Here is a 13,560-nt window from a genome sequence, read left to right as displayed (position 1 = left end):
AGGAAAGCGTCAGTCTTCTACTTTCGGAATCTTGCGGGGAGCCATGAAGTACATCCAGGTCAGGGCGATGAAGTACATCGCCGGGATCAGGGTGAACAGCACGGTGTAGTTGTTGTTGGTGACGGTCAGGATATGGCCCACCAGCTGGGTCATGAACATGCCGCCGATGGCCGCGCACATGCCGCCGAAACCGAACACCGTGCTCATCATGTGCTTGGGCGTGTAGTCCATCACCAGGCTCCAGATGTTGGCGGTCCAGGCCTGGTGCGCGCCGATGGCCAGGGAGATGGCGAACACCGCCAGCCACAGGTTGCTGGCCCCGGCGGCCATGATCACGCCGACGATGCAGCAGGCGAACAGCAGCATGGACATCAGGCGCGCCTTGATCGGGTTGACCCCGCGGCCGATCAGGAACGACGAGAGGATGCCGCCGCCAACGCTGCCGAAGTCGGCGGTCAGGTAGATGATGATCAGCGGGATGCCCATCTGGGTCACGTTGATGCCCAGGTTGTACTGTTGGTTGAGGAAGGGTGGCAGCCAGTACAGGTAGAACCAGAACACCGGCGCGGTGATCGCGTAGGCCAGGGCGAAGGCCCAGGTGCCGCGCATGCGCAGGATGCGCGAGAAGGGCACACGGGTCTGTTCCGGTTCGACTTCTTTCTGGATGTACTCGAGCTCGGACTGTTTGACGCTCGGGTGATCTTCCGGGTTGAAGTACTTCAGGCCCCAGAACAGCAGCCAGATGCCGCCCAGCGCAGCCATGCACAGGAACGCCGCCTGCCAGCCCCAGGCGTGCAGGATCAACGGCAGCAGCATTGGCGTGAACATGGCGCCGACGTTGGTCCCGGCGTTGAAGATGCCAGTGGCCACGGCGCGTTCGCCGGCCGGGAACCACAGGCGCGTGGTCTTCACGCAGGCCGGGTAGTTGGCGGCTTCGGTCAGCCCGAGGATGAAGCGGCAGACCATGAAGCCCGCGGCAGAGGTGGCCAGGCCATGAGCGCCGGTGGCCAGGCTCCACAGCAGCACGGCGAAGAAGAACACGCGCTTGACGCCGACCCGGTCGATCAACCGTCCTTGCAGGACGAAACCGACGGCGTAGCCGACCTGGAACCAGAAGTTGATGTTGGCGTAGTCCATCGCCGTCCAGCTCATTTCCTTGGCCAGGATCGGCTGCATCACACCCAGTGCGGCGCGGTCGATGTAGTTCAGGGTGGTGGCGAAGAACACCAGGGCGAGCATGCCCCAGCGGGTCTTGCCGACCGCCATGGCGCCGCGGATCTTGTCGCCGATGCCGCCGGAGGCGGTGCCGAGGCTCGGGGCCATGCGGGAGCTTTGAGAAGGAATCATGTGTGCCATCCGTTCAATGACTGACGAGGGACAACTCGTCGGGACTCAAGGGCGCGTGATCGATTGTCGGCTATGCGGACGGGCCGCGGGTGAACTCGATGATCGATCGGCTGAGTGCTTTGGTCGACGCGCGTCGGGCGCGGCGGTGGAAAGCGGGTTGATCAGCGTGCGGGCATGGTCAGCCCAGGGGCCATAGTGCGTCCGTCTGAAGGCGGCTGTTGGAGGCGTGGCCGGGTGAGGGCCAGAGGGCCAGGCAGAGAGGTGTGGCGTTGAGTGCAAGCATGAGGGTGTACCCGATTTTTGAAATTTTTATGGTGTGTTCTGGGTCTGGGTGATTGAAGCCGGCGGTTCGGTGCCGGCTCAATGTGCTGTCGATGGTGCGCAGTGGACGAAAAATCGTCAATTCGCCAACGGCCATTTTGTTCGATAATCGCACGAAAAACTAACTGGTTCGTACACTTTGAATTGCTGTCTGCAATGCCCGGCTCAATAATCCGCCGCATCCAATAACAAACGTACCTGTAGCCGCTGCCGCAGGCTGCGATCGCCCGCGAAGCGGGCGCGGGATCTTCAGTGCGCTGGAGGGCCTGCGGCAGCGGCCACAGGCACGGCGCCCGATCTGTGGTCATTACCGGGAGTTGAAACATGCAGCGTTCCATTGCCACCGTCTCCTTGAGCGGTACCCTGCCGGAAAAGCTCGAAGCCATTGCCGCCGCCGGTTTCGACGGCGTGGAGATTTTCGAGAACGACCTGCTCTACTACGACGGCAGCCCCCGGGAAATCCGCCAGATGTGCGCGGACCTGGGCATCGCCATCACTCTGTTCCAGCCTTTTCGCGATTTCGAAGGTTGCCGCCGCGACCGCCTGCAACGCAACTTGGAACGCGCCGAGCGCAAGTTCGACCTGATGCAGGAACTGGGCACCGACCTGGTGCTGGTGTGCAGCAATGCCGCGGCCGACAGCGTCGGCGACCGGCAGATCCTGGTGGACGACCTGCGCCTGCTGGCCGAGCGCGCTGGCAGACGTGGCCTGCGGATAGGTTACGAAGCCCTGGCCTGGGGCCGGCACGTCAATACTTATCAACAGGTCTGGGATATCGTCCGTGAGGCCGACCATCCGAGCCTGGGCGTGCTGCTTGACAGCTTCCACACCTTGTCGCTCAAGGGCGACCCGGCGGCGATCGCCGAGATTCCCGGGGACAAGATCTTCTTCGTGCAGATGGCCGACGCGCCGATCCTGGCCATGGACGTGCTGGAGTGGAGCCGGCATTTTCGCTGCTTCCCGGGGCAGGGCGATTTCGACCTGCCGGGGTTCCTCGCGCCGATCATCAAGAGCGGCTACACCGGGCCTTTGTCCCTGGAGATCTTCAATGACGGTTTCCGCGCCGCGCCACCGCGGGCCAACGCCGCGGACGGCCTGCGCTCGCTGCTGTACCTCGAGGAGAAAACCCGCCAGCGCCTGGCGCAGGAAGCCACGCCGGTGGCCAATATCGATACGCTGTTCGCGCCGCCGCCGGCCAGTGAATATGGCGGCACCGAGTTTCTCGAGTTCGCCGTGGACGAAGCGCTGGGCGCCAAGCTTGGCGGCTGGCTGGAACGCCTGGGGTTCGCCAGGGCCGGCCAGCACCGCTCGAAGAATGTCAGCCTGATGCGCCAGGGCGATATCAACCTGATCCTCAACTCCGAGCCTTATTCCTTTGCCCACAGCTTCTTCGAAGCCCACGGCCCCTCGGTGTGCGCCACGGCGATCCGGGTCAAGGACAGCGCCAAGGCGCTGGAGCGCGCGGTGGCCTACAAGGGCCAGCCATACCGCGGCTTGGTGGGCCCCAATGAACTGGAACTGGCCGCCGTGCGCGAGCTGGATGGCAGCCTGATCTACCTGGTGGACCAGGAGCAGGGCGGCCAGCACCTGTACGACACCGATTTCAATATGCTCCCGGGCGTGGTGGCCAAGGGCGGCCTCAAGCGCATCGATCACATGGCCATGGCGTTGCCGGCCGACAGCCTCGACAGCTGGGTGCTGTTCTACAAGAGCCTGCTGGATTTCACCGCCGACGACGAAGTGGTGCTGCCCGATCCCTACGGCCTGGTGAAGAGCCGGGCGCTGCGCAGCCGTTGCAGCACCATTCGTTTGCCGCTGAACATTTCCGAGAACCGCAAGACCGCGATCTCCCACGCGCTGTCCAGTTACGGCGGCTCGGGCGTGCATCACATCGCCTTCGATTGCGACGATATCTTTGCCGAAGTCAGCCGGGCCAAGGAGGCGGGCGTGCCGCTGCTGGACATCCCGCTCAACTACTACGACGACCTGGCGGCGCGCTTCGATTTCGACGACGAGTTCCTCAGCGAGCTGGCCTACTACAACGTGCTCTACGACCGTGACGCACAGGGTGGCGAGCTGTTCCATGTCTACACCGAGCCGTTCGAGGGGCGCTTCTTCTTCGAGATCATCCAGCGCAAGAATGGCTATGTCGGTTATGGCGCGGCGAACGTCGCGGTACGCCTGGCGGCCATGGCCAAGTCGCGCAGTGGCGGGGTACGGCACGCGAAGTTGTAGGAGTTTCGTAACGGCGGCGGCAAAGGGCCGCCGTCCTGCTTTCCTTCGCTGCGCGAGGCGGCCCATAATCGGCCGCGTGTGCAGCGATGGCCGTGAGCCCCAGAATGACAATGACCACAGAACTCTCCGTAGCGCCCGAGCAGCCCGTGATCGAGCCACGCAAGAGTCGCAAGAACAACCCGGAAAAGACCCGCGAGAACATTCTTCAAGAGGCTATTGTCGAGTTCGTGCAGCAGGGCCTGTCCGGTGCTCGGGTGGATGCCATCGCCGAGCGCATCCACACCTCCAAGCGCATGATCTATTACTACTTCGGCAGCAAGGAGCAGCTGTACGTCGAGGTGCTGGAGAAGCTCTACGGCGATATCCGCAACACCGAAAGCCGCCTGCACCTGGCGGAGCTGGCGCCGCGCGAGGCGATTCGCCGGCTGGTGGAGTTCACCTTCGATCACCACGACCGCAACGTCGATTTCGTGCGCATCGTCAGCATCGAGAACATCCATAACGCCGAATACGTGAAGCGCTCCGAAGCGATCAAGGCGATGAACAACACCATCCTGCATGCCCTGGGCGAGATCCTCCGGCGCGGGGCCGACGAGGGCGTGTTCCGCGCCGGCCTGGACCCGCTGGATGTGCATTTGCTGATCAGTTCGTTCTGCTTCTACCGCGTGTCCAACCGCCACACTTTCGGCGAGATCTTCCAGATCGACCTGCCCGACGAAGCGATCAAGCAGCGCCACCGCGAGATGATCTGCGAGTCGGTGCTGCGCTACTTGCAGGCCTGATCCTCTAGGCGGTTGAACCCCGCTGTCGATCGATCAGCTGGCACAGGGTTGCAACCGCATCCTGCATCGACTCCGCCCGGGTATTGCCAAAGCCCATCAGCAAGCCGGGGCGTGATCCGCCCTGGGCACCCACGAAAAAACCTGACAGCGGCGCGACGCCGATCTTCCGGGCATGGGCGGCGGCCGCGATCGCCTGGTCGTCGAGCCCATCGGGCAGTTCGGCGAGCAGGTGCAATCCGCTGGCGCTGCTGGCTACCGTCATGCGCTCGCTGCCGGCGTTGTGAATGGCCGCCAGCAAGGCGGCGCGACGCTGCGCATAAACCGCCTGGCTACGACGGATATGGCTGCCGAGGTGACCATTGCCGATGAACTCCGCCGCCGTCGCCTGGAGCGACAAAGGCACGCGGTGGCCGCTGCCATTGCGCACGTTGCGTAACACCTCCACCACCGCCTCGGGGGCGACCAGGAAGCCCAGGCGCAGGCCCGGCGCCAGCAGCTTGCTCAAGGTCCCGACATAAATGACCCGCCCCTGATTGCCGTCCAGGGCCTTGAGCGCCGGGGTTGGCGCGCCGCCGTAGCGAAACTCGCTGTCGTAATCGTCTTCGAGGATGAAGGCATCGGCATCGTGGGCCCATTGCAGCAAGGCCAGGCGTCGCGCCAGGCTCATGCCGACCCCCAGGGGATACTGGTGCGAAGGCGATACCAGGGCGAGCCGCGCGTCGGGCGCGAGCCGGCGGCCGGCCTGCACATCCAGGCCTTCTGCATCCACCGGAACGCCCACGGCCTGCACACCGGCCAGCAACACGCTGCGGTAGGCCGCGTCGTAGCCGGGGTTCTCGACCCAGACCCGCTCTCCCAGGTCGGTGAGCGCCAGGGTGGCAATCGACACCGCCGCCTGGGCACCGGGGGTAATCACAATGTGACTGGCCTGACACACCACTCCGCGCGCCGCGCCGAGGTACGCCGCCAAGGCTTCGCGCAATGGCAGGAAACCCTGCGGGTCGCCGTAGGACAGGTCGGGAAGTGGCCGGCGTCGCCAGAAGCGGCCTTCCAGGCGCCCCCACAGCGCATAGGGAAAGGCGTCCAGCGCCGGCAGGCCTGGGGTCAGCGGCCAGGCGGCCCGGGCCACGGACATCGAGTCGGTCCCCGTCAGCGCCCGGGCTCGGGTGGAACCGACGGGGGCCTCTGTCCGGGCGGGCGGCGAGGCCGTTTGCTCGGCGATCCGCGCCATGACGTAGGTACCCGAACCTGTCCGGGCTTCCAGGAACCCCTCGGCGATCAACTGCCCATAGGCTTCGGTCACGGTCATGCGCGATAACCCCAATTGTGTCGCCAGCACGCGTGAGGCGGGCAGGCGGATCCCGGCCTTGACGCTGCCGTCGGCGATGCCTTTGCGCAGGAACAGCAGCAATTGCTCGCGCAAGGACAAGTGGCCGTCCTTGGCCAGTTGCAGACGGTTCCAGATGGGATAGGCGGTTTTGCGGGTTTTCATCGGGGGCCTGGGGATCGCCGGTTGGCGGCAGCTGGAAAAGTGGTCTGGGATATTGATCGAAAGTGGATATTTTATACAGGCCATTCCCTGCGGATACTCCCTCGCCTTGCCAACACAGCCAGAGGGTTGCCCCGATGAAAACCGCCAGCATCAGAATCGCTGACCTGCTGCATCCAAGCGTTGCCGCGCTGATCTCGGTCATCGTCAATTACGGGGGAACCTTCATTCTGGTTTTCCAGGGGGCCAAGGCGGCCGGGCTGAGCCCGGAGCAGACCGCCTCGTGGATCTGGTCGATCTCGATCGGCGTCGGCCTGACCGGCGCCTGGCTGAGCTATCGCTACCGCGAGCCGATCATTACCGCCTGGTCGACACCGGGCGCGGCCTTCCTGATCGCGGTATTGCCGGGCACGCCTTACCCGGAAATGATCGGTGCCTTCATGCTGTCGGCTGCCGGCTTCGTGGTGCTGGGCATGTCGGGTTATTTCGAGCGGGTGGTGAAGCTGATCCCGCCGGGGATCGCGGCGGGCCTGCTGGCGGGCATTCTGTTGCGCTTCGGGATTGGCGCTTTCGACGGCGCGGGGGGCGATCCTTTGCTGGTGGGCGCGCTGCTGCTCAGCTATGTACTGCTACGGCGCTTTACTACGCGTTATGCGATTGTCGGGGTGTTGCTGATCGGCATCGTGCTGCTGCTCGGGTTGGGGCAGGTCAGTTTCGCCAGCCTCGAACTCAAGCCGGCCCTGCCGGTGCTGACCGTGCCGGTGTTCTCGCTGAATGCGCTGCTGAGCGTGGCCCTGCCGTTGTTTCTGATCACCCTGACCGGCCAGTACATGCCCGGCATGCTGGTGCTGCGCAACGATGGGTTCAAGACCAGTGCCAATCCGATTCTCACCGCGACCGGCCTGGGCTCCTTGCTGATGGCGCCGTTCGGTTCCCATGCGTTCAACGTCGCCGCCATTACCGCTGCCATCTGCACGGGCAAGGAGGCGCATGAAGAACCGGCCAAGCGTTATCTGGCCGGGCTCGCGTGTGGGGTGTTCTATCTGTTGGTGGGGATCTTCGGCAGCACCCTGGCGGCGCTGTTCGTGATCCTGCCGGCGACCTTTATCACCACCCTGGCGGGCCTGGCCCTGCTGGGGGCGATCGGCGGCAGCCTCGCCACCGCGCTGGTCGAGCCGAGTGGCCGGGAAACCGCCTTGATCACCTTCCTGGCGACCGCCGCCAATATCACCTTGTTCGGGTTGGGCGGTGCATTCTGGGGCTTGCTGGCGGGGTTGCTGGCGCACGGCGTGATGCACGGACGGCTGCGGCCAGCCGGTCGCCATGAATGCGCCTAGTCGCCATGCATGGCCGCGGGGAGTGTGGCAGGTACCTGTCGAGAGCGGAGCCGATTACAGCTCCGCACTGACCCGGTCAGGCACTGTCAGCCATTCATGCTCTGGAAATGCGCGAGCATGCGCTGGGCATCCGGCGTTATGCCGCTGAACAGCTCGAACGCCTTCACCGCCTGGAACACCGCCATGTTGCCGCCGTCCAGGGTGCGGCAACCGAGGGCGCGGGCGTTGCGAAGCAGCTCGGTTTCCAGGGGGAAGTAGACGATCTCCGCGACCCACAGCCCAGGGCGCAGCAACTCGACCGGTACCGGCATGCCCGGCAGCTTGGCCATGCCCACGGGCGTGGTGTTCACCAGGCCGTCGGCGGCGGCCAGGGTGGCGGGCAGGTCGACGCCGGCCTTGGCCCGGCCAGGGCCGAAATGCTGGTTGAGGTTATCCGCCAGGCTCTGGGCGCGGGCGCTTTCCACATCGAAGATGCTCAGTTGCTGCACGCCTTCGCTGAGCAGCGCATGGGCCACCGCCGCACCGGCGCCGCCGGCGCCCATCTGCACCACGCGCGCCAGGGCCACGTCTTGCAAGCCGCGGCGGAAACCTTCGGCAAAACCCAGGCAATCGGTGTTGTGGCCGATGCGCTTGCCGTCCTTGAGCACCACGGTGTTCACCGCGCCGATGCCGCGGGCTTCCGGCGACAACTCGTCGAGCAGCGGGATGATGCTTTGCTTGCACGGGAAGGTGATGTTCAACCCGGTGAAGTTCATGCGTTCGGCGGCCAGCAGCAGGTCGGGCAGGGCGTTGCTGTCGAGTTGCAGCTGGTCCAGGTCGATCAGCCGGTACAGGTAGCGCAGGCCCTGGGCGTCGCCTTCGTGCTCATGCAGCGCAGGGGTGCGCGAGGCCTGGATGCCGGCGCCGATCAGTCCGGCCAGTACTGTGTTCTGCTGGGTCATGCCTGGGCTCCTTGAAAACGCTGGCTGAAATGCGCCAGTGCCAGGCGATAGCCATGGCTGCCGAAGCCGCACATTACCGCCAGGGCGATGCCCGAGACAAAGGAGTGATGGCGGAACGGTTCGCGGGCGTGGACGTTCGACAGGTGCACTTCGATCACCGGCAGCTCGCTGGCCACCAGGGCATCGCGGATCGCCACCGAGGTATGGGTCCAGGCCGCCGGGTTGATCACGATCCCGGCGCAACGGCCACGGGCGCCGTGAATCCAGTCCAGCAGCTCGCCTTCATGGTTGGTCTGGCGAAACTCCACGCTCAGGCCGAACTCCTCGGCGGCACGCCCGCACAGGGCGGAAATGTCGGCCAGAGTCTCGTGACCATAGGTGGCGGGTTCGCGGGTGCCGAGCAGGTTCAGGTTCGGGCCGTTGAGCACCAGAACGATAGGGCGCATGGGGGGAATTCTCCGTTGTTATTGTGGGCGTGGCTTGAGCGGCCAGCGGCTGGAGCTAAATTGTACTAACTAGTTAATTTGGTCAATTGCGACGGGAGAAGGCAAGGCAGGTCCTGTCATTAAGTGTTCGGTGATCGAACATGTTCATGCCGCAGCCAGCGAATGCTTGCCACCTGGCCAGGGTTGCCGGAGCTTGCGGACCGGCCTCAATCACGCCAGGCGAGGGTTCATCGATATAAGGTGGCAGTGCACAAGGCGCAGGCGTTGTCATAAAAGGGCGCAGCCACAAAAAAGCCGTCGCAGGGACGGCTTTTTTGTGGTTCGCGACAGGCTATCAACGCCGGGTCAGCAAGACCCCGGATTCCATGTGGTGGGTCCACGGGAACTGGTCGAACATCGCGCAGCGGGTGATGCGGTGGCTGTCGTGCAACTGGGCGATGTTGGCCGCCAGGGTCTCTGGGTTGCATGAGATGTACAGGATGTTGTCGAAGCGCCGGGTCAGCTCGCAGGTGTCCGGGTCCATGCCGGCGCGCGGCGGGTCGACGAACACGCTGCCGAACTCGTAGCTCTTCAGGTCCACGCCCTGCAGGCGACGGAACGGACGCACTTCGTTCAGCGCCTCGGTCAGCTCTTCGGCGGACAGACGCACCAGGGTGACGTTCTCCACCGCGTTTTCACTGAGGTTGCTCAGGGCCGCGTTGACCGAGGTCTTGCTGATCTCGGTGGCCAGTACCTTGCGCACCCGGGTGGCCAGGGGCAGGGTGAAGTTGCCGTTGCCGCAGTACAGCTCCAGCAGGTCGTCCGGGCGATCGCCCAGGGCGTCGTAGGCCCAGTTGAGCATCTTCTGGTTGACCGTGCCGTTGGGCTGGGTGAAGGCGCCTTCGGGCTGGCGGTAGCTGAAGGTGCGCCCGCCGACTTCGAGTTTCTCCACCACGTAATCGTGGCCGATCACTTCGCGCTTGCCCTTGGAGCGACCGATGACGCTGACGTTCAGCTCGGCCGCCAGCTGGCTCGCCGCGGCGTGCCAGTGTTCGTCCAGCGGGCGGTGATAACACAGGGTGATCATCGCGTCGCCGGCCAGGGTGGTGAGGAACTCGACCTGGAACAGCTTGTGGCTCAAGGCGCTGCTGGCTTGCCAGGCGGCCTTGAGTCGCGGCATCAGCTGATTGATGCGCAGGCTGGCGATCGGGAATTCTTCGATCAGGATCGGCGTGCGTTTGTCTTCCTGGGAAAACATCGCGTAGTGACGCTCGCCGGCTTCGCGCCACAGGCGAAACTCCGCGCGCAGGCGGAAGTGCTGCAGCGGCGAATCGAAGACCTGTGGCTCGGGGGCATCGAACGGCGCCAGCAGTTCACGCAGGCGCGCGACCTTGTCGGCGAGCTGGGTGGCGTAAGCCTGGGAATCGAAAGTCATGCGTTGAACCAACCCAACTTGATCACAAACAGTACCGACAGAATTACCAGCGGCGCGTTCAGCTCACGGGCACGGCCCGACAGCAGCTTGATCGCGGTCCAGGCAATGAAGCCGAAGGCGATGCCGTTGGCGATGGAGTAGGTGAACGGCATGGCCAGGGCGGTGACCACCACGGGGGCGGCGACGGTGATGTCGTCCCAGTCTATTTCCGCCAGGCCCGAAGTCATCAGTACCGCGACGAACAGCAGGGCCGGCGCGGTGGCGAAGGCTGGGACGCTGGCCGCCAGCGGCGAGAAGAACAGCGCCAGGAGGAACAGGATCGCCACGACGATGGCGGTCAGGCCGGTGCGGCCACCGGCGCTGACGCCCGCGGCGGATTCGATGTAGCTGGTGGTGGTCGAGGTGCCCAGCAGCGAACCGGCCATGGCCGCGGTGCTGTCGGCGATCAGGGCCCGGCCCATTTTCGGCATGTGGCCGTCCTTGCCCATCAGGCCGGCGCGCTTGGCGACGCCGATCAGGGTGCCGGAGTTGTCGAACAGGTCGACGAACAGGAAGGCGAAGATCACGCTGACCAGGCCGATGTCCAGCGCGCCCTTGATGTCCAGTTGCAGGAAGGTCGGCGCCAGCGAAGGCGGCATCGAGGTCACGCCGCCGAACGGGGTGAAGCCCAGGGCGATGGAGACGATGGTCACCGAGAGGATGCCGATCAGGACCGCGCCGCGGACTTTCAGGGCTTCCAGGGCGACGATCAGGGCGAAGCCCAGGGTCGCGAGGATCGGTGCCGGTTGCTTGAGGTCGCCGAGGCCGACCATGGTCGCCGGGTTGCTGACCACGATGCCGGCGTTGTGCAGGGCGATCAGCGCCAGGAACAGGCCGATACCGGCGGCAATCGCCGAGCGCAGCGGCAGCGGGATGCTGTTGATGATCCATTCGCGGATCTTGAAGATCGACAGCAGGAAGAACAGCACCGCCGAGATGAACACCGCGCCCAGCGCCACTTGCCAGGTATGGCCCATGTGCAGGACCACGGTGTAGGTGAAGAAGGCGTTCAGGCCCATGCCCGGAGCCAGGGCGATCGGGTAGTTGGCGATCAGGCCCATCACGGTCGAGCCGATGGCGGCGGCCAGGCAGGTGGCGACGAACACCGCACCCTTGTCCATGCCGGTCTCGCCCAGGATGCTCGGGTTGACGAAGAGAATGTAGGCCATGGCCAGGAAGGTCGTGAGGCCCGCGAGAATCTCGGTCCGCACATTGGTGTTGTGTGCCTTGAGTTGAAACAGCCTTTCCAGCATGTCTGCTCCCCGTGGCGCGCTGGGCGCCGTGAATGTATCGACCCAGACAGCAAAGCACAGACCCTGAAAAAGCGTCCGGGGATTTTGTGCGGGTCGGAAAAAGCCGCGCATCATACCAGCAGCGCAGGGCTATGGCTGCGATCCTCGGCGATGTTTTGCCCGAGTGGCGACTGGGGCATACTGCGCCGACGTTTTGGGGGGACTTATGCACAGCACGATAAAAACGATGGCCTTGGCGGTAGTGGCCAGCAGCCTGTGGTTGGGCGCGGCGCCGGCCATGGCCCGTTCCGCGCCGCCCTTGAGCCAGGTGGAAATCCTCAAGGTCGAGTCGCAGTCCTGCGGCCTGGAGGATGTGTCGGACGGACGCGACAAGACCGCCTGCGATCACCAGGGCCCGAACATCAAGGTGTACGTGCTGGAAATCGGCTATGGCCGCCAGCCCCGGGTGGCGCTGGACGGCTTCGAGGTCAACGGCACGCGCGCGGCGGTCTGCGAAGAGGGTTCCAGCCTGGTGCCGTGCGGCAACTCCGGGACCACCGTCGGCTACATCTATACCTTCGACCTGGCCGGCAGGCAGGAAGGGACCTTCACCTTCAGCAACACCTCGCTCAACGCGCCGGGCAACAGCATGAGCGCGCAGATCTACATCAAGTGACGGCAGCGGCCGAACGCGGAGGGCTTTAAAGCTGACTAAGCTTTAAAGACCCTACCGCGGACACAGCCCATGACCTTTAGAGCCCTGATTCCCCTCGCCGAGGGCGTCGACGACCTGCAAAGCGTGACCCTGATCGATGTGCTGCGCCGTGCCCAGGTCGAAGTGCTGGTGGCCAGTATCGAAGGGCGGCGCATGCTCACTTGTGCCCGCGGCACCCGCATGACCGCCGACGGCATGCTGGTGGATGTGCTGGCCCAGCACTTCGACCTGATCGTGCTGCCCGGTGGCGCGGTTGGCGCGCAGCACCTGGCGGCCCATCAACCGCTGATGCAATTGGTCAAGGACCAGGCCGCCGCCGGGCGCCTGTTCGCCGGCATCGCCGAAGCGCCGGCCCTGGCTTTGCAGAACTACGGGGTGTTGCGCCAGCGGCGCATGACCTGCCTGCCCAGCGCCAGCCATCAACTGTCGGGCTGCAACTTCGTCGACCAGCCGGTGGTGGTGGATGGCAACTGCATCACCGCGCAAGGCTCGGGGGCGGCCCTGAGTTTTGCCCTGACCCTGGTGGAACAACTGTGCGGCAGGGGCCGGCGGACGGTGGTGGAGGGGGAGTTGCTGGTTTAGCGATCAGCAGACATGAGCGGCAATGGGCTCGATGCGTGGTAACAAGGCTTGTTCGGTCTGCCAGATATCGTAGTCGGCCTGTACCGCCAGCCAGACCTTGGCTTTACCTATTCCGGCGCGTTCCAGCCTTACCGCCAATTCCGGCCGGATCGGCGCGTGGCCGTTCAGCACCTTGGAGAGATGGGGGCGGGCGTAGCCAAGATGCCTGGCCAGTTCCGTCACGCTGATTCCCAACTCGGGCAATACGTCCACACGCAGTGTTTCACCGGGATGTGGCGGGTTGTGCATGGGCATGATCCTGCCTCCTGTTCAGTGGTAATCCAGATAGTCGACCAGCTCGATATCCGAACCCGTAAAACGAAAAATCACTCGCCAATTGCCCGATACGGTCAGTGACCAGTATTCGCGACGCTCGCCCTTGAGCGGATGCAACCGCCATCCCGGGAGGTCGAGGTCGTCAGGCTCTGTCGCGTGATCCATGAAAGGCAGCATGCGCGCCAGGCGCCTCGCATGATCGGCTCGGATCCCTCGAGTCGATCCCGTTTCATAGAAGGCCTTGAGGCCTTTGTGCTGAAAGGATTTGATCATGCGGCGAGTGTAAGGCGATACCTTACACTCTCCCATCGGATATGTATTGCAACGCGTGAACCGGACGATCAACGGCGACGTCCTGTGAGGTT

General features: G+C 64.4%; 13 protein-coding genes. 5 read left to right on the top strand and 8 right to left on the bottom strand.

The features are described 5' to 3' along the window. Window positions 1-9: 9 nt before the first annotated feature. A complete protein-coding gene (locus tag CRO75_RS09590; protein ID WP_239990567.1) occupies window positions 10-1,323 on the bottom strand; it encodes an MFS transporter in 1,314 nt (437 codons plus the stop codon). 669 nt (window positions 1,324-1,992) lie between these two features. On the opposite strand from CRO75_RS09590, the gene quiC reads away from it, so the two are divergent. After that, window positions 1,993-3,903 carry a 3-dehydroshikimate dehydratase QuiC gene (gene quiC / locus CRO75_RS09585; RefSeq protein WP_097135082.1) on the top strand — a complete coding sequence of 637 codons (1,911 nt, stop codon included), beginning with the start codon at window positions 1,993-1,995 and terminating at the stop codon, window positions 3,901-3,903. 104 nt (window positions 3,904-4,007) lie between these two features. Beyond that, on the top strand, window positions 4,008-4,685 hold the full coding sequence (locus CRO75_RS09580; RefSeq protein WP_007928882.1) for a TetR/AcrR family transcriptional regulator: 678 nt from the start codon (window positions 4,008-4,010) through the stop codon (window positions 4,683-4,685). Window positions 4,686-4,689: 4 nt separating this feature from the next. Here the strand turns inward: CRO75_RS09580 and CRO75_RS09575 are convergent, their stop codons facing one another. Then, complete coding sequence (locus CRO75_RS09575) at window positions 4,690-6,177, bottom strand: PLP-dependent aminotransferase family protein (protein ID WP_097135081.1); 1,488 nt, start codon at window positions 6,175-6,177, stop codon at window positions 4,690-4,692. A 134-nt stretch (window positions 6,178-6,311) separates the two neighbouring features. On the opposite strand from CRO75_RS09575, the gene CRO75_RS09570 reads away from it, so the two are divergent. Beyond that, a complete protein-coding gene (locus tag CRO75_RS09570) occupies window positions 6,312-7,511 on the top strand; it encodes a benzoate/H(+) symporter BenE family transporter (RefSeq protein ID WP_097135080.1) in 1,200 nt (399 codons plus the stop codon). Between the two features lie 86 nt (window positions 7,512-7,597). On the opposite strand, the gene CRO75_RS09565 is transcribed toward CRO75_RS09570, so the two are convergent. The 4 genes from CRO75_RS09565 to CRO75_RS09550 all read right to left on the bottom strand — a co-directional run bounded on the left by CRO75_RS09565 (window position 7,598) and on the right by CRO75_RS09550 (window position 11,604). Further along, window positions 7,598-8,452, bottom strand: coding sequence for a shikimate dehydrogenase (locus CRO75_RS09565; RefSeq protein WP_097135079.1), 855 nt, complete (start codon window positions 8,450-8,452; stop codon window positions 7,598-7,600). Further along, entirely contained in the window at window positions 8,449-8,898 is a 450-nt protein-coding gene (gene aroQ / locus CRO75_RS09560) for a type II 3-dehydroquinate dehydratase (protein WP_097135078.1), read from the bottom strand. The genes CRO75_RS09565 and aroQ overlap by 4 nt, the downstream gene beginning before the upstream one ends. 334 nt (window positions 8,899-9,232) lie before the next feature. After that, window positions 9,233-10,312, bottom strand: a complete 1,080-nt coding sequence (gene trmA / locus CRO75_RS09555) for a tRNA (uridine(54)-C5)-methyltransferase TrmA (protein WP_097135077.1) — start codon at window positions 10,310-10,312, stop codon at window positions 9,233-9,235. Further along, entirely contained in the window at window positions 10,309-11,604 is a 1,296-nt protein-coding gene (locus tag CRO75_RS09550; RefSeq protein ID WP_009045742.1) for an NCS2 family permease, read from the bottom strand. Before CRO75_RS09550 ends, trmA begins: the two co-directional genes overlap by 4 nt. A gap of 205 nt (window positions 11,605-11,809) precedes the next feature. Here CRO75_RS09550 and CRO75_RS09545 point away from each other — a divergent pair, with 205 nt between their 5' ends. Further along, a complete protein-coding gene (locus CRO75_RS09545) occupies window positions 11,810-12,259 on the top strand; it encodes a DUF4879 domain-containing protein (protein WP_062824522.1) in 450 nt (149 codons plus the stop codon). Between the two features lie 69 nt (window positions 12,260-12,328). After that, a complete protein-coding gene (locus tag CRO75_RS09540; RefSeq protein ID WP_009045740.1) occupies window positions 12,329-12,880 on the top strand; it encodes a DJ-1 family glyoxalase III in 552 nt (183 codons plus the stop codon). Between the two features lie 3 nt (window positions 12,881-12,883). On the opposite strand, the gene CRO75_RS09535 is transcribed toward CRO75_RS09540, so the two are convergent. Further along, window positions 12,884-13,174 carry a HigA family addiction module antitoxin gene (locus tag CRO75_RS09535; RefSeq protein WP_009050977.1) on the bottom strand — a complete coding sequence of 97 codons (291 nt, stop codon included), beginning with the start codon at window positions 13,172-13,174 and terminating at the stop codon, window positions 12,884-12,886. Between the two features lie 15 nt (window positions 13,175-13,189). Beyond that, window positions 13,190-13,468, bottom strand: coding sequence for a type II toxin-antitoxin system RelE/ParE family toxin (locus CRO75_RS09530; RefSeq protein WP_009050976.1), 279 nt, complete (start codon window positions 13,466-13,468; stop codon window positions 13,190-13,192). Between the last annotated feature and the right edge of the window lie 92 nt (window positions 13,469-13,560).

This window comes from Pseudomonas sp. LAMO17WK12:I10, assembly GCF_900215185.1.
Lineage (GTDB): Bacteria > Pseudomonadota > Gammaproteobacteria > Pseudomonadales > Pseudomonadaceae > Aquipseudomonas > Aquipseudomonas chlororaphis.
This window is presented reverse-complemented; position numbering and strand designations above follow the sequence as displayed.